Source organism: uncultured Gimesia sp. (assembly GCF_963976445.1).
Taxonomy (GTDB): domain Bacteria; phylum Planctomycetota; class Planctomycetia; order Planctomycetales; family Planctomycetaceae; genus Gimesia.
The window spans coordinates 60,933-79,167 of record NZ_CAXBKP010000004.1 but is presented as its reverse complement, the minus strand read 5'-3'; the positions used below and the strand labels follow the sequence as shown (position 1 = coordinate 79,167).

General features: G+C 51.0%; 14 protein-coding genes. 7 read left to right on the top strand and 7 right to left on the bottom strand.

What is annotated here, in order from left to right; all coding sequences use genetic code 11:
* Positions 1 to 32 precede the first annotated feature (32 nt).
* Entirely contained in the window at positions 33 to 716 is a 684-nt protein-coding gene (locus AAC022_RS06260; protein ID WP_339729104.1) for a hypothetical protein, read from the top strand.
* 21 nt (positions 717 to 737) lie between these two features.
* Here AAC022_RS06260 and AAC022_RS06255 read toward each other — a convergent pair whose 3' ends face one another.
* The gene (locus AAC022_RS06255) at positions 738 to 1,046 is read right to left on the bottom strand and encodes a hypothetical protein (protein ID WP_339729101.1); all 309 of its coding nucleotides are present in this window, start codon (positions 1,044 to 1,046) and stop codon (positions 738 to 740) included.
* A gap of 535 nt (positions 1,047 to 1,581) precedes the next feature.
* Here AAC022_RS06255 and AAC022_RS06250 point away from each other — a divergent pair.
* A complete protein-coding gene (locus AAC022_RS06250) occupies positions 1,582 to 2,643 on the top strand; it encodes an Ldh family oxidoreductase (RefSeq protein ID WP_339729099.1) in 1,062 nt (353 codons plus the stop codon).
* A 12-nt stretch (positions 2,644 to 2,655) separates the two neighbouring features.
* Positions 2,656 to 2,937, top strand: a complete 282-nt coding sequence (locus tag AAC022_RS06245) for a hypothetical protein (RefSeq protein WP_339729097.1) — start codon at positions 2,656 to 2,658, stop codon at positions 2,935 to 2,937.
* 68 nt (positions 2,938 to 3,005) lie between these two features.
* Here AAC022_RS06245 and AAC022_RS06240 read toward each other — a convergent pair whose 3' ends face one another.
* The 5 genes from AAC022_RS06240 to AAC022_RS06220 all read right to left on the bottom strand — a co-directional run bounded on the left by AAC022_RS06240 (position 3,006) and on the right by AAC022_RS06220 (position 9,354).
* Entirely contained in the window at positions 3,006 to 4,718 is a 1,713-nt protein-coding gene (locus AAC022_RS06240) for a serine/threonine-protein kinase (RefSeq protein ID WP_339729094.1), read from the bottom strand.
* A 277-nt stretch (positions 4,719 to 4,995) separates the two neighbouring features.
* Positions 4,996 to 6,030 (bottom strand): hypothetical protein, encoded by a 1,035-nt coding sequence (locus AAC022_RS06235; RefSeq protein ID WP_339729092.1) that lies wholly within the window; start codon positions 6,028 to 6,030, stop codon positions 4,996 to 4,998.
* A 112-nt stretch (positions 6,031 to 6,142) separates the two neighbouring features.
* Positions 6,143 to 7,015, bottom strand: coding sequence for a dihydroorotate dehydrogenase electron transfer subunit (locus AAC022_RS06230; protein WP_339729090.1), 873 nt, complete (start codon positions 7,013 to 7,015; stop codon positions 6,143 to 6,145).
* Positions 7,012 to 8,187 carry a pseudouridine synthase gene (locus AAC022_RS06225; RefSeq protein WP_339729088.1) on the bottom strand — a complete coding sequence of 392 codons (1,176 nt, stop codon included), beginning with the start codon at positions 8,185 to 8,187 and terminating at the stop codon, positions 7,012 to 7,014. Before AAC022_RS06225 ends, AAC022_RS06230 begins: the two co-directional genes overlap by 4 nt.
* Before the next feature lie 117 nt (positions 8,188 to 8,304).
* A complete protein-coding gene (locus AAC022_RS06220; RefSeq protein ID WP_339729086.1) occupies positions 8,305 to 9,354 on the bottom strand; it encodes a sigma-70 family RNA polymerase sigma factor in 1,050 nt (349 codons plus the stop codon).
* 680 nt (positions 9,355 to 10,034) lie between these two features.
* On the opposite strand from AAC022_RS06220, the gene aceE reads away from it, so the two are divergent.
* The 4 genes from aceE (at position 10,035) to AAC022_RS06200 (ending at position 16,771) form a co-directional block, all read left to right on the top strand.
* A complete protein-coding gene (gene aceE, locus AAC022_RS06215; RefSeq protein ID WP_339729085.1) occupies positions 10,035 to 12,728 on the top strand; it encodes a pyruvate dehydrogenase (acetyl-transferring), homodimeric type in 2,694 nt (897 codons plus the stop codon).
* A gap of 57 nt (positions 12,729 to 12,785) precedes the next feature.
* Positions 12,786 to 14,111, top strand: coding sequence for a dihydrolipoamide acetyltransferase family protein (locus AAC022_RS06210; protein ID WP_339729082.1), 1,326 nt, complete (start codon positions 12,786 to 12,788; stop codon positions 14,109 to 14,111).
* Between the two features lie 58 nt (positions 14,112 to 14,169).
* The gene (lpdA, locus tag AAC022_RS06205; protein ID WP_339729079.1) at positions 14,170 to 15,597 is read left to right on the top strand and encodes a dihydrolipoyl dehydrogenase; all 1,428 of its coding nucleotides are present in this window, start codon (positions 14,170 to 14,172) and stop codon (positions 15,595 to 15,597) included.
* Positions 15,598 to 15,691: 94 nt separating this feature from the next.
* A complete protein-coding gene (locus tag AAC022_RS06200) occupies positions 15,692 to 16,771 on the top strand; it encodes a hypothetical protein (protein ID WP_339729076.1) in 1,080 nt (359 codons plus the stop codon).
* Between the two features lie 6 nt (positions 16,772 to 16,777).
* On the opposite strand, the gene bioA is transcribed toward AAC022_RS06200, so the two are convergent.
* Entirely contained in the window at positions 16,778 to 18,145 is a 1,368-nt protein-coding gene (gene bioA / locus AAC022_RS06195; RefSeq protein ID WP_339729073.1) for an adenosylmethionine--8-amino-7-oxononanoate transaminase, read from the bottom strand.
* Between the last annotated feature and the right edge of the window lie 90 nt (positions 18,146 to 18,235).

Here is an 18,235-nt window from a genome sequence, read left to right as displayed (position 1 = left end):
TTTCCAAAAAACCAGTTGCCGGATCGCAGCGCATGCCATACGATGAAGAGACGCAACACTGTACGCTTTCCCAAGAGGCCGGAGGACAGATCATGAATGACAGCCGCATCTGGTTCAGCATGCTCTTGATTGGAATTGCCGTTCAGGGTCAACAGGCCCACGCCCAGGCACTCAGAATCCAACAACCTATCGTACAACAATTCTCAGCAGGTACAACGGTGAGTATTCCCGATCGGGGCAGTGCACTCATCGGAGGTTACAGTTCCGGCGCCATCCGCTCCAGACAGACCGGCCCCTTTCGGCGGGGATCAAACTATGGTCACGCATTTCAAAGTTCGACCAGCAGCGTCAGCGTTTATATTCATGACTTCGAAGCCATGGACCGTATGCTGTTGAACTCGGCTCCTTCCGCAATGCGCAACAGTGGTGGAATTCAGAATCGCGACCAGTATTGGACACAGCAGTTACTCTTGCGACAAACACACACGTCTGACATCAGCCGTTATTCCAATTCAAGCGGCGTAATGGAAACCCAACCACTCTCTTCAAAGCAGATCGCGCAAACCAAAGCGGAACGGTTTTACGAGTTAGGCCAGAAAGCAGAACAAAAGCACGCGACTCCCAATATCGCCATCCTGCATTACAGAGTGGCAGAGAAATATGGAAGCGCTCCAGCAAAAGCAAGACTGCAGCAACTGACGAAACTCAAAAATTGAGTGCAGGGTTAACCGAAGCGTTTAAGCAGCGTCTTCTGATTCCTCTTCCGGAATGAACACGCGATTCGGGAGATGCACCTTGGAGTAACGTTCGCCGCGTGCGTCATAAAAGTAGACCATGTTGGAATCAGAGGCCCAGATCGCACCCAGACGAACACTACGCGGACCATTAATCGAAAACTGCAACCCACAGCTTCTTCCGCGTCTCTGCAGTGCCATTTCTGTCATCGTAAACTGCTCTTCGAGCAGGTTTTCTTTTTCACAAAGCGTTTTATGAATATATAGACGGAGTTCGTCAAGTGACTGGATTTTCTCTACACTGATGCTCATTCATTATCCCTCTCGCAAAAATCTTCGTTCACCTGTTTTTCAGTGACGCCTTCTGTCGAGCCACATCCGGCCTTCACGAAATCATCAGGTTGACCTCACGAGTATCGTCCAACCATTCGAACATCTATCACAAGAGTTGAGTCGCCGTCCTCTTTGTTAAAATTCGAGAAGATTATGGATCCGATTTATTCGGTACTCACCAGCGTTATTTCCTAAAATTCTGATAGAACCCTGAAATCGGACTGATGAACGCCAGACGAAGAGGCACGCTGGCAGACAGCAAACCGACTCGATACAACCATTTTCGCTATGTTTTTTTTAACTAATCCGAACAGCTTCTGTACTTTGAGCGCTGCGAGTGCCAGCAGCGATCAGGCCGCAGAGGTGTTTTTTCTGTTCAACACGGAAAATCGTGATATCCCCTAAATTTACCGAAGATAAAATAGTTTGTATGATGTGTAATTAACAAAGCTGCAAAATTTACTTTTGTTCACACTTGGCTCAACAAAACCATTTGAATCGAGGACTCCCTGAAGTGCCTGTCATCACTGCTGAATCGCTGCAAAAATTTACTGAATCTCTCCTGCTCAACGGAGGGGCAAACGAAGAAGAAGCCCGCATCGTTTCCCATAGTCTGGTCGATGCGAATCTGCTGGGACACGATTCTCATGGCGTCATGCGTCTCCCCTTCTATCTGGGTCGCGTAAAAGAAGGCATTCTTAAAGCAGGTGAGACACTGCAAATCCTGAATGAAACTCCGGCTGCAATTACCGGCGATGGCTGCTGGGGATTCGGTCAGACTGTGATGCACGATCTGATGAAACGACTGATCGAGAAAGCAGGCAACCTGGGTGTTGCTTGCGGAACACTGAAACGCGCCTCACACATCGGCAGACTTGGTGAGTATGCAGAGATAGCAGCCGCCCAGGGAATGGCATCGATCATTTGTGCCAACACTCATGGCTCAGCACCCCGCGTGGCACCGGTGGGCGGAAAACGCCCCCGCCTCGGTACCAACCCGATCTGTATCGGAATGCCCGGCGGTGAGGAAGGCCCCTTTGTGCTCGATTTCGGAACCTCTGCCACCGCAGAAGGAAAAGTTCGCATCAAAAAAATTGCTGGCGAACAGGTTCCCCCCGGCTTAATTCTCGATCCGGATGGAAATCCCACTACCGACCCGAACCAGCTGTACGGTGATCCCCCAGGCACCATCCTTCCCATGGGCGGCGACCAGGCTTACAAAGGCTTTGGTCTATCCTTCATGGTCGAAATGCTCTGCGGTGCCCTTTCGGGTGGGCAATGTGCCTTTCCTGATCCCCCACCACCACAGGGAAACTGTGTATTCGTGATTGTTATCGACCCGAAACATATGGGTGGTCAGAATCATTTGCTGAATGAAATCACCAACCTGGAAAAATATGTCAGAAACGTTCCTTTAAAAGAGGGCGTGAATGAAGTCTATCTTCCCGGCGATCCTGAAAAGAAAACCGCAGCTTCCCGCAAAGAATCAGGCATTTCACTGGACAGTGGAAACTGGGCGGCATTAACGAAACTTGCCGAGGAGCTAGAGGTTACAGTACCCGAAGTGGCAGAATAGTATTGGCCTTCCATGACGCATGATCCTGATCGCAATCAGAATGCTCCTGACAGCGATCAGGATGCGCGCCTGTATGTTCCCAGCAATGATGTGGAAAACATTAACGTCGCCGTCAAAACATCGTCATCCAAAGAATACTGCTTTTCCAAATTTCCAGGGCAGGACCATTTTCACCTGTTAATGCACGGTGAAGTTCATGTCACAAACGGGCATGACATGTACTGTGTGGAATGTGCTTTCCGGCACGGCTTTCTCACCCGAGACCGCTTGAACTGGCAATATCAAAAGCGATAAACAGATCGCAATGATCTTCTCTACCGCTTTTCTCTGGCCGCTTTTCTCTACAGTTTTTCTCAGGCCGCTTATGCATTCACAGGTACGATCGTCGTGGCTTTCAAAGAGTCCTCCGACACATCTTCGGTATAGGAGTCATGCTGCGGAACTAGATATTCCGCCTCGGACCACCATTCGGCTGCCTGTTCCTGGGTCCATGCTTTGATCTCTAACTGATTCAGAGCACGACTTAATTCTTCAATTGTCTGAAAACGATCTTCCGGCTTCTTTTCCAGACACTTCAGAATAATCGCTTCCAGTTCTTTTGAAATCCGGGGATTAATCGACGACGGTGGTACTACAGCCTGGCTGGCGTGTGCAAACATAACCTTGATCGCATTCTCGCCATCAAAGACAGGCTTGCCCGTCAGCAGATAATAGACGCTCGCTCCTAACGAATAGATATCGGAACGCGTATCCGGCTTTTCGTCGCCAGTCACCACTTCGGGGCTGGTATACAACGGTGAACCGACCACGGCCCCTTCCATCGTCAGATTCAGAGAATGATTCTCCGAACGACTGCTGTTGTCTTTGACCAGACCGAAATCCAGCAACTTGGCAACATCATACAGACCGCCCCGCTCTGCGGAAAAGATATTGCCCGGCTTGATATCGCGGTGAATCAACCCTTTGTGGTGCGCTTCCGCCAGCGCTGAACAGACCTGCTTCAACAGATAAACAACCCGTTCCGGAGGCAACGCCCCAAAACGCTCGACGATCTCCTGCAGATTGAGTCCTGGCAGAAACTCCATCACATAATAAAAGGTTCCCTCTTCCGTATGACCATAATCGTAGATTTCAATTGTATTGGGGTGCGTCAAACCGGCGGTCGCCTGCACTTCACTTTCAAACCGCAACAGGACATTGCTGTCATTCACCTTATCACGCCGGATCAGTTTAATTGCACACGGACGCTTCAGCAGACGATGTTCCCCCAGATAGACTTCACCCATACCGCCGCTGCCGACCTGCTTGCGCAGCGTATACATGCCGATACTTTTGGCATCGAAGGCTTCACGCCTGAGGCTTCCCACACGATACGATCCATAGATGGCCGTACTACCGGCAATCAACAGCAAAATCACCATTTCCGATAAGCCACCAGTATAAAGCACCTCGGAAACCTGAGGTACCTGCATCCCGGTCATGACAGCTCCCACAATCGGGCTGATCACCATCAGACTCACAACAGAAATCACTCCCCGCAGGGAATTGGGGATGAAAAATCCGTACGTGTAAATCAGAATCATCCAGGGGAAGACTGTTCTCAGTGGAAAAGCAAACGCAACCTTCCCGAGCAAAACAGGATCGCAGGCACACAATTCACAGAAATGCCACCAGATAAAGAACGCCGCCGGGGCACCAAAAGTAATCGCTTCGCAAATCCGTAATCGGACAATACACAGGCAGGACCGGAACCAGAGCCAACCAGAAACGGCAAACAGAATTCCCGTCAGAATAGAATCGAGAACCAGCATTTCCTGGCCGTGCGGTTTATTAAACTCTCCCAGCCACAACCCACGAAGTAAAAACGCCGTCGATGCCAAGGCAAGTAACAGAGACGCCATCCGCAGACGGCTGTGCAAAAGCACTCTGCCTTGCTCTTGAAACATGCCGGAACCACGCGAGATGACACCCGCATGGGGACAAAACTTGCCAGCTTCCTTGATAAGCTCCCGTGGATGCAAGATGGACTTCTTTTTGTTGTCTGCTGATGAAGGGGCTTCTTGTTCTGAACTCATCCTCAAAGTTCCCAAGCATGATCGATTTTAGTTAGGCAACTCTCTGATCAGATTCTGCGAGAAATGCTCTCACTCAACATCGACCATTGTTGATCAGTTTGCAGTCGTTAAAAATAACTCGCAACCAGAATCATAGCCGTCGTTTGAAATCCTCACGTAAAGCACAGCAATTTTAGACCTATTATACGACACCGGAGCCATGAATTATAGTACCTTTTCTTAGTGCCGAATAAATAAGTCATCTCCCTGTAAACTGTTACAGCAGTGACACTTAATGTTAATCAGAATTTTTCTGATAGCACTCTCCCAGATGAATCATCATCTCCAGCGCCAGTAAGTCGGCACGCGACATCACATGCCGCGAACTGCGATTTCCCAATCCACGCACAATGACCTCAACACATTCGAGGTGGAATTCCAGAACGTGGTGGGGGGTTAGATTTACTGCAGCCAGTAATTCCGCGATTTGCAGGATCTCTTCTTTGAGGCTACCCGACCCCATAATTACATACGTTCTCAATAATTCATGATAGTAATCCTGAACTTCTTGAGGAATGAGGCACTCATCGGAAGACTCTGGTAAACCTGTCTGAACCTGACTGCCTCGCAACAACAAATCGCGCTCGGACTCATCGAATTCATTCGGCTCAGCGAGCGTCTGCAATTCTTCCACCATGTTGCGTTGCTGATTCAACAAACGCTCTGCTTCGTCCCGTTCCCGAACCAGACGCCGATGATTGTCTACCTGTAAACGGTGATTCTGTTCTTGCAACTCGTGAACCCACATCGCCCGCTGCATCACTCCCAGTAACGCCGGAGACTCCCACAATGCTGGTGAAATTAAAACCTCAGCCTGATTTTCACAAGCCGCCAGTACAACCTGATCATCGGGTGATGCCAGCATGAGCACAACGGGTTCATGGCAGCCACTCATGCGAATCGCATTGAGTAGCTCCAGCTGATTGGTTTTGGTTTCAGAATCAATCCGCAGCAACAAACAATCAAAGCTGTCATTACGGAGGAGTGTGAGTGCTTCTTCTGAAGTCGATGCCCATTCTAAACGAGGTTCGGTACATCCAACGGCATCCAGCCGCAAAGCCAGACTAACCCAAACGGGTCTCTGCGCACTGACAAACAGTACTTTCAGTCGCGGGGGAATCAACTGCCGTTGGGATGAGAGCGAATGAGGTTCATGCAGATCGCTGTCAGACAGATCCAGATCGACTGTCGCTCGGGACCTCACCTGTCTTTCCGCATCTTCTGCGAAAGAAGGGGGCGCTGCCTGATTGATTTTGTCATGCTTCACGCTCATATTTGGACCTGTATAATCTCAGGACTATATATAAAGGGTCGCAATCAAAACTGTCAATACGAGGTCAACCTTAAGTACCTGCATTACAGGCAATTAAAGCAAATTCCCCATACTAAAACACCAGCGTTTCCGCGTTGAACACAGGGCCTTCGACGCAAGTCCGGCGGTAATCCCATTCTTCTTCGTTGATCCGCACTTTTGCCACACAACTGAAACAGGCGCCAAAGCCGCAAGCCATCGGTGTTTCCAGTGACAGCCAGCACGGAATCTTCGCCTGGAGCGCCATCTGGCTGACTGCTTCCATCATCGGTTCTGGACCACAGCAGAATATGGTCCCCGGCGGCGAAGCACCCTCGATGCGTTGCCGTAACAATTCGGTCACATAGCCATGATGTCCATAAGAACCATCATCTGTCGCAACCTCGACATCCAGTCCATCCAGACGGAAATCATCCAGCCCCGCTAAATATTCTTGGGAACGTGCGCCATAGAGCAAACTAACCTTGTCCGGGAATGCATTCAGGACACGCCGCGGTTGCCCGTACTCTCGTTGCTTCAGTGCCTCACGGGCTGTAGCCAGAAATGGGGTTTGACCAATGCCGCCTGCCACCATGATCAGAGAGCTACTTCCCGGCTGGGGGAACCCGTTACCAAGCGGGCCCCAGATTTCCACCTGATCTCCCGGTTGCCAGTGCGTCATCCGCGCGGTTAGTTTGCCAACCACCACGTAACCAAAGTCAAAACCAACCGGCGTTCCCGACTCATCCAGAAATGTATCGTAAAGCGCAAACGGGCGTCCCAGCAATGGGTCATTCACCCCCGGCTCTCGGACCATAAAGAACTGTCCCGGCAAAATCACATCTGCAATCGGGGGACACTCCAGCCGCAACCGATAAGTGTCGCGTGCCATCTGTTCTTGTTCTACTACAGTCGCAGAGAGATATTGCGGCGAGGCACAATCACTGAATTCCGAGGCTGCTGTCATTTCCGCTTCCCTTGACTTGTTCGCTTCGCTTGAACATCACCGATGATCCTGCGTCCCGTCGTCTTCTGCCCTGAAGACGCTGCACCACTTTTCTTGCCGGCTCCCACTGGTTTTCTACCTGTTGTTTTTTTTCCCGTTGGTTTTTTGCCTGTGGTCTTTTTACCTGTCGGCTTCTTATCAGCGAATTTTTTACCGGTCGGTTTTCTTCCAGCCGGTTTTCTTGCAGCCGGTTTTCTACCTGTGGGCTTTCCGTCAGCAGGTGTGACATCAGCGGGTGTGCGATCAGAAAACTTTCGTTCCGATGTTTTTTTCACAGCAGGGCCACGGGAAAATCGAGCTCTTCCAGGCGACACATTTTTTCGCCCTTTACGGTGACGAATATCGGGCGAATGTTTTTCGTTCAACATTTCCCGTAATTTTTTCAATTCCCAGTCGGACAATCGCTTGTATTCACCCGCTTTGAGCTTGCCAATATTCAGTGGCCCAAATCGCACGCGTATCAGTTGAATCACTTTATGACCAATTCGTGCCATCATCCGGCGAATTTCCCGGTTCTGACCTTCGTGCAGCGTCAATTCGAGAAATGTGCTCTTCCCCTGTTTTTTCAAATATTTTAACCCGGAGATACGGAAGAGGCCTTCTTTAAAGCGGACCCCCTTGCGCAACTCGTCGAGCTTTTCCCGTGCCGGATTTCCTGCTACCTGCACATGATATGTCCGTGCTACCTTGTAACGGGGATGCGCCAGTCTCTCAGCCATCGCACCGTCGTTCGTCACCAGAATTAAGCCTTCGCTGTTTTCATCCAGTCTCCCGACGGTAAACAGACGCTGGCCATCATTCGGAAACAGATCAACAACTCGTCTGCGACCAGCCGGATCATTGTTGGTGCAGAGAAATCCTGTCGGCTTGTTCAACAGATAATAGCGGCGTGGCTGAAGACGAACCCGCTCGCCGTCCACACAGATCACTTGCGTCTCCGGATTGATCTTCGCCCCTAATTCGGTGACGGCATCACCATCGACGGTTACCCGACCTGTTTCAATGTACTCTTCACAATGGCGGCGGGAACCCAGGCCGGTCGAAGCAAGAAATTTCTGCAGGCGGATTAATTCCGCATCATCTGTGGGTAGATCCGCATCGGAATCGGATTCTGGAACTGTACGGGGACTCATGATATTTCAACTATGGTAAAACGCAAAAACAGACAAAAACGGCTTCAAAGCCAGATTTTGTTATACCACAGCCGGAAGACGATACCAATTAGGAAGAACGGATTCTTTTCAGGGATCTCAAATGATTTCGGGAATTTCCGGTATTTCCAGATTTTGCTCTTCAATCACATCCCGCATTCGCTGCAGCGACCGAATTGTGAGCTGGCGCACGCGCTCGGTGCTGATGCCCAGATCAGTCGCGATTTCACGGAATTTTTCCGGGTCATCTGAATGATACAACCCAAAACGTCGCTTCAGAATCAGCTGTTCGCGTTCATCCAGGGTGTGCAACACCTGTTTCAGTACATCCTGAATCGAACGGTGATACGATTCATGCGAACGGGGAGTCGAACGAAAATCGCTTAACCCCACTGCCGCCGACTCCACACCGCTCACAAATGTTTTCCGGTATTTCCGCCCTTTTTTCGTAGCACGAAACAGAAAATTTCGAATCGCCCACGTTCCATACGTACTGAAGCGGTTGCCGCGATCAATGTCAAAAATCTCGACCGCCCGAATCAACGGCATTTGACCATCGCTGACAATATCTTCAAAGGTGTTCGCCCGATCTGTCAGGCCTTTGGCAATGGAGACCACCAACCTCAAATTGGCCTGAATAATGTAATTACGCAATCGATGCGCATCCTTCAGCTTCTGCTCAATCCGATCCAACAGACCGACACAAGGAGACTTCAGATCAATTTTGTCTCTCAACAAGGCAGCTCGATACTTCAGATAATTCATGCCCTTGAACAGGATCACTTCCTGCTCTTTTTCCAGTAAAGGCACCGAATACAAGGGCGCATACTGAACGGGCATTCCTTCTGATTCGGCATCTGTACCAGAGTTTAACTCCAGACAGAGCTTGTGTAACGGCTGCAGGATCTGCTCACACGCGTCTTCCTGATCGAAATCATCACTGAAGACATATTCAATTTCTGTGGAGTGAATCTTCTCTGCGCGCTTCTGTAATTCCCGCGTAACACAATATTTTTTTATCCGGGCCGCTTTTTTGACCGAAAGCAACTCGCACTGACACGGCTTTGCCTGATTAGCAACAAGCGCACGCGCTCCCAGTTCGGAAAAAGAATCGGAGTCCGATGGATTATCTGTTACAGCACTGTACATAAATGAAAACTCGCAGAGATTGTTCTTACAGGAAAAGGAAATCTGAAAGACAGATACTCTCCCGCGTATCGTATGCAATACCAGCCTCTAAAACAATTTTAACAGGCTATATTGTTTAAATTCCGCGATAAAATTATAATCGACACTCTGAAAAGGAGTTAAATTACCGGAGATGATATGAATAGAGCAACGGTTCTCGGGAAACAGATGTGAAAAACAGCAAAAACAGAGAGCATAGGTGGGCTGGGTCGCTGCAAAATCTACTCACGAAATGATAGGGAAAGAGCCGATTATTACCACAAGGGAGCCTTCATCCCTTTCCCCTCAAAACTGATACCAAAAGTACACATTTTCATCAAATTTCCCGTCTCTAGACCGTGATCCCCTTCCTCGAACGTTTGCTATGTCTATTAAAGAGTTTAGACCTGATGCTATGACTCGCAAATCAGACAGAAATCCGTTAGCATTTGCTTAATCGAGGTCTGTTTCGACGTGTCTCACTCTGAAGCAGATGTGGGATCACCTCAAAATGATCCAGTATCGTTCCCATAACGACGATGCATTCCTAGAATAGTTTTATCACTCATCTGTGTGATTTCTTCCGGGCTGACTCTGGAGAGTCGTCTTAGAGGAGTTACGCTCATTGAAAATACTTAAGCAGGTTGAAAGAACCTTATCCCATGGCAGAACAAACAGTTACAGGTGCTGTGCCTGGAGTCGATCCAGCAGAACTTGAAGAATGGTTTGAATCACTGGACGATTTGATCATCCGGTATGGTAAGGAAAGAGTAAAAAATGTGTTAGCAATTTTGCAGGAACGCGCTTACCGTCAGGGAGTGACGATGCCTTTCACTGCAAATACGCCTTACATCAATACGATCCCCCTTGAAGAACAAACACCGTTTCCAGGCAATCGTGAAATTGAACGGCGAATCAAAAGTATTATTCGCTGGAATGCGATGGCGATGGTGGTTCGTGCCAATAAAGATAACGATGGCATCGGCGGACATATTTCAACTTATGCATCAGCGGCGACGCTCTGGGAAATCGGTTTTAACCACTTCTTTCATGCACGAACCGAAGACCATTCAGGTGATGTAGTTTACTTCCAGGGTCACGCTTCACCAGGTGTTTACGCTCGCGCATTTGTGGAAGGTCGGCTGACCGAAGAAAACCTGGAACGTTTCCGGCAGGAACTGCCTCGGGGCGGCGGACTTTCTTCTTACCCGCATCCCTGGTTGATGCCAGACTTCTGGCAGTTCCCTACCGTCTCGATGGGTCTAGGTCCCATCATGTCCATTTACCACGCCCGTTTTCTGCGCTACCTGCATGACCGTGGAATCATGGATACATCCAAGTCCAAGGTCTGGTGTTTTGTCGGCGATGGGGAAACAGACGAACCTGAAACACTGGGCGCCATCACACTCGCCTCTCGGGAGCATCTGGACAACCTGATTTTTGTCATTAACTGTAATCTGCAGCGTCTAGACGGTCCTGTGCGTGGAAACGGCAAGATCATTCAGGAACTCGAGGCCGCTTTCCGTGGTGCAGGCTGGAACTGCCTCAAAGTCATCTGGGGTAGCGACTGGGATCAAATGCTGGCTGATGATGAAGACGGCGTCCTTACGAAACGGATGGGCGAAGTTGTCGATGGTCAGTATCAGAAATATGTTGTGGAACCCGGTTCCTACATCCGAGATCATTTCTTCGGCGATAATCCGGAACTGGCCAAAATGGCAGAACATCTGTCCGACGATCAAATCAAACGCATGGGACGCGGTGGTCATGATCCAGAAAAAGTTTACGCCGCCTTTAACGCCGCAGTGAATCATACCGGATCTCCCACGGTCATTCTGGCCAAAACAATCAAAGGTTACGGACTCGGCGAAGCCGGCGAAGGTCGCAACGTCGCCCATAACGTGAAAAAAGCCAACGAAGAGGAACTGCGCGATTTCCGCTCTCGCTTCGGAATTCCCATCCGCGATGAAGATGTGAAAAACACGCCGTTCTACAAGCCTGATGAAAACAGTCCCGAAATGCAGTACCTGCAGAAAAAACGGGAAGAACTCGGCGGATACCTCCCCAAAAGAACGCCAACAGAAGAACGGTTGGAAACGCCTACGCTGAAGTCGCTTGAGAAATTCATGAACAGCATGGCCGGCAAAAACGGATCGACCACGGGTGCCTTCGGCATCCTGCTGGGCAACCTGCTCCGTGACAAAGTCATCGGCAAACGCATCGTGCCTATCATCCCCGATGAGGCCAGAACCTTCGGTATGGAAGGTCTGTTCAAACAATGTGGAATTTATGCCAGCCAGGGTCAGCTCTACGAACCAGTCGACCGTGACCAGTTGATGTATTACCGGGAAGCCAAAGATGGTCAGATCCTGGAAGAAGGCATCAACGAAGCCGGTGCGATTTCTTCCTTCATCGCTGCCGGAACGGCTTACTCCAATCAGGGCGTGAACATGATTCCGTTCTACGTCTACTACTCGATGTTTGGTTTCCAGCGCGTCGGTGACCTGGTCTGGGCCGCCGCTGATTCACGAACCAAAGGGTTCCTGGTCGGCGGAACTTCGGGACGCACCACACTTAATGGTGAAGGACTCCAGCATCAAGACGGACACAGCCATCTGATGGCTTCAACCGTCCCCACACTCCTGGCATACGATCCTGCCTACGCCTATGAATTAGCAGTGATTATTCAGGACGGGATGCGTCGGATGTATCAGGAAGGCGAAGAGATCTTCTACTACATCTCCGTCTACAATGAAAATTACGAAATGGCGCCCATGCCGGAAGGCGATCATGTCGTCGACGGCATCATGAGTGGGATCTATAAATTCCGCTCACAAGAAGTGAAAAAACCGGCCGCTTCCCTGCGTCCTCAACTATTCGGTAGCGGTCCAATCCTGCGAGAAGTCCTCCGCGCTCAGGAGATACTGGCAGCGAAATTTAAAATCGCCACCGACGTCTGGAGTGTGACCAGCTACAACCAGTTGGCCAGAAACGTGAAAGATGTCGAACGCCATAATCGTCTGCATCCCGATGCGGAACCTCAGAAATCCTATCTCGAGACGACTTTCGAAGGCGTCAAGGGACCATTCATCGCTTCCAGCGATAATATCAAGCTGGTAGCCGATCAGATTCGCGAAGCGATTCCTGGAAATTACTGTGTTCTCGGAACCGATGGTTTCGGACGCAGTGAGACACGCGAATCACTCCGACGTCACTTCGAAATTGACGCCGAAAACATCGTCGTCGCAACACTGGTATCCCTGGCAGAAGAAGGTCAGTACGACAAAACAAAACTGCCAGCCATTATCAAAAAACTCGGAATTGATCCGGATAAAGTAAATCCTCGTCTCGCATAACTGGCAACGGAAAAGAAAATATTTAAAGCAATATTAAACGGATAGAACGACAAAACTATGGCTACTGAATTTAAACTTCCCGAAGTAAGTGAAGGTGTCGAAACGGCGGATGTCGGAGAAATCGCGGTCGCTGTAGGCGATGCCGTCGAAGAGGGGCAAGTCCTGATGGACATCGAAACGGACAAAGCGGTTGTCCAACTCGAATCCCCCTACAATGGGACCATCGCCGCATTGAATGTTGCAGAAGGCGACTCCGTTGCGATTGGCGCTGTTCTGCTTTCGATTGAAGAATCAAATGGCGCCCCGGCAGCATCTGCTCCCGCAGCCAAACCGGCTGAACCAGCAGCCGAAGAAACCAAAGCCCCTGAAGCCGCATCCAAACCGGCAGCCGCACCTGCTGTTGCCCCGGCTGCCGCTCCGGCCGCCAAACCAGCAGCCAAACCGGCCGCGGCTCCTGCTGCTACCTCTTCTAACAAAGCTCCTGCTCCCGCCGGACCTGCCACGCGGCGACTGGCCCGTAAACTGGGTGTCGACCTGCATCAGGTCAGCGGCTCAGGCCCTGGAGGTCGCATCACGCAGGAAAACGTCGAAAACTATGTCAAAAACCTGATCGCCGGCGGTGGCCCTGCTGGTGGCGGTGGTGGCATTGCAGTTCCCCCTCTGCCTGACTTCAGCCAGTTTGGCGATGTCGAACGCACCAAAATGAAAAAACTCGCGCGTGTTTCTGCCAACAACCTCAGCCTTTCCTGGCAGGTTGTGCCGCACGTCACGCAACAGGACCTGGCAGATATTACGGACCTGGAAACAGCACGCAAACTGTTCATTTCCAAACCCAACTATTCTGGTCCTAAAGTCACCATGACTGCACTTGCGATGAAAGCCATTGCCATCGCGCTGCATGAATTCCCTGTGTTTAACTCCAGCCTCGACACACAGACCGATGAAATTATATTGAAGAAATTCATCAACATCGGTGTCGCCGTGGATACGGAAAATGGACTGATCGTCCCGGTAGTCAAAGATGTCGACCAGAAAAACATCATCACTATTGCCCAGGAAATGAACACGCTGGCCATCAAAGCCCGTGATCGCAAACTGGAAATGAGTGACATGCAGGGCGGCACCTTTACCATCACCAACCTGGGAGGGCTGGGGGGAACCTCATTCACACCGATTGTGAACTACCCGGAAGTTGCCATTCTGGGAATGTCCCGCTCGCGGCACGAATTCCAACTGGTGAATGATCAACCCGTTCCCCGCTTGATGCTGCCACTGTCGCTCTCTTATGACCATCGGGTGATTAACGGTGCTGACGCAGCCCGCTTTATCGTACGCCTCTCCAGTTTACTCTCTGACCCATTCAATCTTCTGGTTGACTGCTAAAGACCGAAACTCGAATCGTATTAAAGCTCAAAACATAAACAGAAGGTGAATGCATATTATGTCTGGATCAGCAACCAGAGAAACGGATATTGTTGTCATCGGTGGTGGTCCCGGCGGTTACCCTGCTGCATTCGACGCTGCCGACAAAGGCTTCAAAGTGATCATGGTCAACGATGACGTCGCCCCCGGCGGCGTCTGTCTGAACCGAGGCTGTATCCCCTCGAAAGCCCTGCTGCACGTTGCCAAACTGATCAACGAAACCAAAGAATCGGCCGCATGGGGCGTTTCCTTTGAAAAACCAAAAATCGATATCGACCAGTTGCGCGAATTCAAAAACAAAGTCGTCACCCAGCTGACCGGCGGCATCGGACAACTGGCGGGCGCCCGCAACGTCGAGATCGTCAAAGGCTTCGGTCGCTTCAAAGATTCCCAGACTGTCGAAGTCAGCAAACAGGATGGCACGACCGAAACCATCGGTTTCAAATATGCTATCGTTGCCACCGGTTCTTCACCGGCGGTTCCCCCTGTGTTTGATCTGGATGACCCGCGCATCATGGATTCGACTGGCGCCCTGGAACTGGCAGACATTCCGAAGAAACTACTCGTCGTCGGCGGCGGTTATATCGGCCTCGAAATGGGCAGTGTCTACGCCGCTTTGGGATCGGAAGTCACCGTGGTCGAAATGACTGACGGTCTACTGCCGGGTGCCGACCGCGATCTGGTTCGCCCGTTACAAAAACGACTGACCGAGAGTTTTGCCGCCATCCACCTGAAGACCAAAGTCGAAAAGCTGACTCCCGACACCAGCGGTATCATCGCCGACTTGAGTGGTGAAGGAGTCGAACCCAAACAGACATTCGACCGCGTTTTGATTTCCATTGGCCGTCGTCCGAATAACAAAGGCCTCGGTCTGGAACACACCAAGCTGGAACTCGACGAACGCGGCTTCATTAAACACGATTCGAACCAGCGCACCGCAGAACCGCACATTTTTGCCATCGGCGATATCGCCGGCGAACCGATGCTGGCACACAAAGCCACCCGGGAAGCAAAAGTGGCCGTCGAAACGATCGCCGGTGAACCTGCAGAGTTCGATAACATCGCGATACCAGCGGTCGTCTTTACCGACCCCGAAATCGCCTGGTGCGGCGTTACAGAACAAGAGGCCAAAGACCAGGGACTCGAAGTCGAAATCACGCGTTTCCCTTGGGCCGCTTCCGGTCGGGCACAAACATTGGGCCGCACGGAAGGACTGACCAAAATGATCTTCGACAAGAAAACAGGGCGCGTCCTGGGTGTCGGCATCGTGGGTCCTGGCGCTGGGGAGCTCATCGCCGAGGGAGTTCTCGCAGTGGAGATGGCAGCAGTCGCCGGAGATGTGGCGGAAAGCATTCACGCTCACCCCACGCTTTCCGAAACGCTGATGGAAGCGGCCGAAAGCTTTCTCGGCCAAGCCACTCATATGTACAAACCTAAGCGAAAATAATACGATTGGCTACAGGCACTGCGTTCGTAAGATCGCAGTCGCCTGAATTCCAGAAACACGGATTGTGGTAACGAGAATAAAGGGACGTTGGTGAATGCGATTTCATAAACAATCGACAACGCCTTCTTATTTCAGCCGCCGCGACCAGATCCGCCTATTCCGTCTCGTCGCAGCGATTGGCGTGATCTTCATCGCCATGCATTATGCATCTCAACCCAGCCGCTGGTACTGGCTCACAGGTCGCCCTAAAGACGAACCCGCTGCACAGCAAACTGATATTTCCCAAGATGAGATTGATTTCAGTGTCAAACAGGAAACGGAATTGAAACCGGATGAGTTCCGAACCGAGCTCGCACCGGAAATCAAGCCTCCTGATACCGTGAATTCACAACTGGAAAACGGGGAATATGATGTGCGAGTCGATCCGCGGCTGCTGAACCCGGTCACTGACAGCACACTAGGCATCCGCAAACATGAAGCGGGCGCCCTGTACTATCTGCTCGCGAAAGCAGCCGCTATCCCCCAGAACTTTTTGGAACAGTCCGCTGATCCTGCTCCCCCTTTCGTCGTCATCATGACCGAATCACCCAAACACCGCGGGCAACTCATCACAGTCAAAGGGCAGCTCAAAAGGTTGACCCCGCTGACAGTGAATGAAAATTCGTATGGCATCCAGAAACTGTATGAGGGCTGGTTTTTCTCGAAAGACTCTGGAACCCATCCCTGGCGCGTGCTTTGCACAAAGATCCCTGAAGGCATTCCGCAAGGCACGAACCTGGAAAATATGCCGTCCGTTCAGATTACCGGTTATTACTTCAAAAAGTACGGATACCCTTCTGCCGCCGGTAAACTCCAGACAGCCCCACTGCTCATCGCCGGGCAAATCCGCTGGTTTCCTCCCGCAGCTACGGAAACCGCATCCTCATCCGGCGCCGCCAAATACGTTGTCAGTCTGTTCCTGGTGATCAGCGTCGCGTTGGCGTTTATGATCTGGCGATTTACCATCAACGATCAACAGTTTTCCCGCAGTAAAACAGCCCGGTTAATGGAACGGCCCGACATGTCCATGGACAGCCTCAAAGACATCAAAACCGTCGATATCAACGATGTCCTCAAACAACTGGGACAACAGGACCAATCGGCTTCTGACAAAACAGATGAAAAGAAGTCCTGATTGCGGTTATGCGACCTGCAATCGCACTGCTTCATCAATGGCCGCAAATACCACATCACAGAGTTGATGAATCAAGTCAGCAGACATCCCAGGAGCTGGCATCAGAACCACGACATCTCCCAGCGGACGGATAATGACTCCCTGCTTGCGGGCGGCCAACGTGACCTGATGTCCCATTCGCTTGTCTGCGGGAAACGCAGTTTTGGTCTCCCGGTCGGCAACCAGTTCAATTCCCACCATTGCCCCCTTGTGACGCACTTCGCCCACATGGGGATGATCTTTGAGTTCGGATAACCGTTGGGACAACACCTCTGTGATTTGCTGAACGTTGTCTAACGTCTGTTGTGTATCAAACAGCTCTAACGTCGCCAGCGCCGCGGCACAGGCCAGCGAATTGCCAGTATAAGTGTGCCCGTGGTAAAACGCTTTATATTCATCAGGCTCCGCATCGAAGGCCGAGAAAATTTCGTCGGTGCTCAAGGTCGCAGCCAGAGGCAGATAGCCACCGGTGATTCCCTTCGCCAGACAGAGAAAATCAGGCGTGACCCCTTCCTGCTCGCAGGCAAACATGGTTCCAGTTCGCCCCAGTCCCACAGCAACTTCATCGGCAATCAGCGGGATCCCATAGCGGGCCGTCAATTCACGTACCCGCTTGAGATAGCCGGGCGGATGCATCAACATCCCGGCTGCCCCTTGTACCAGCGGTTCAATCACAAACGCCGCCAGACGCTGATGATTCTCAACAATCAGCCGTTCCAGCTCCTGTTCACAGAACTTGAGGAAGCCGGCTTCCGTATACTCGTCCGGACGGTGATAAGCACTCGGACAGGGAATCTGCACCGACTCAAACAGCAACTGACCGAAGATCTGATGAAAGATCGAGATTCCCCCGACACTCACTGACCCGATCGTATCTCCATGATATGCATGCTGCATGCAGGCAAACAGAGTGCGAGGTTGTGCGTCCGGCGTCTCCTTCTGTGCATGATATTGATACGCCATCTTCAGCGCGATCTCCACCGCCGTCGAACCACTGTCAGAATAGAAGACTTTCGTCAATCCAGCCGGCGCGCGTTTGACTAATTCTCCCGCCAGCTCGATGGAGGGCACACTCGCCAACCCCAACAGAGTCGAATGGGCGACTTTGTCCAACTGCGCTCGAATCGCCTGATCGATTTCCGGGACACAATGACCGTGCACATTGCACCACAGCGAAGAGACACCATCAAGATAAGTATTCCCGTCGACATCGGTTAGAAAGAATCCCTCTCCCGACTCGATAATCGGCACACCTTCATCCCGGTGAGCCCGCATCTGAGTAAAGGGATGCCAGACATGTTCGTTATCGATGGATCGTAATTCTTCAGGCTGCATAATCGACTCTGAGAGATTTCACAAGAGGGTGCTATAAATAGAAAGAGCCACGTCGATGAGGCGTGACTCTTTCACTAAGACTTTACATCT

Coding starts and splice junctions, on each gene's coding strand:
- AAC022_RS06220 (WP_339729086.1), bottom strand. CDS start 9,354: ATGTACAGTGCTGTAACAGATAATCCATCGGACTCCGATTCTTTTTCC.
- AAC022_RS06235 (WP_339729092.1), bottom strand. CDS start 6,030: ATGAGCGTGAAGCATGACAAAATCAATCAGGCAGCGCCCCCTTCTTTC.
- AAC022_RS06230 (WP_339729090.1), bottom strand. CDS start 7,015: ATGACAGCAGCCTCGGAATTCAGTGATTGTGCCTCGCCGCAATATCTC.
- AAC022_RS06200 (WP_339729076.1), top strand. CDS start 15,692: ATGCGATTTCATAAACAATCGACAACGCCTTCTTATTTCAGCCGCCGC.
- lpdA (WP_339729079.1), top strand. CDS start 14,170: ATGTCTGGATCAGCAACCAGAGAAACGGATATTGTTGTCATCGGTGGT.
- AAC022_RS06210 (WP_339729082.1), top strand. CDS start 12,786: ATGGCTACTGAATTTAAACTTCCCGAAGTAAGTGAAGGTGTCGAAACG.
- AAC022_RS06240 (WP_339729094.1), bottom strand. CDS start 4,718: ATGAGTTCAGAACAAGAAGCCCCTTCATCAGCAGACAACAAAAAGAAG.
- AAC022_RS06255 (WP_339729101.1), bottom strand. CDS start 1,046: ATGAGCATCAGTGTAGAGAAAATCCAGTCACTTGACGAACTCCGTCTA.
- bioA (WP_339729073.1), bottom strand. CDS start 18,145: ATGCAGCCTGAAGAATTACGATCCATCGATAACGAACATGTCTGGCAT.
- AAC022_RS06245 (WP_339729097.1), top strand. CDS start 2,656: ATGACGCATGATCCTGATCGCAATCAGAATGCTCCTGACAGCGATCAG.
- AAC022_RS06225 (WP_339729088.1), bottom strand. CDS start 8,187: ATGAGTCCCCGTACAGTTCCAGAATCCGATTCCGATGCGGATCTACCC.
- aceE (WP_339729085.1), top strand. CDS start 10,035: ATGGCAGAACAAACAGTTACAGGTGCTGTGCCTGGAGTCGATCCAGCA.
- AAC022_RS06260 (WP_339729104.1), top strand. CDS start 33: ATGCCATACGATGAAGAGACGCAACACTGTACGCTTTCCCAAGAGGCC.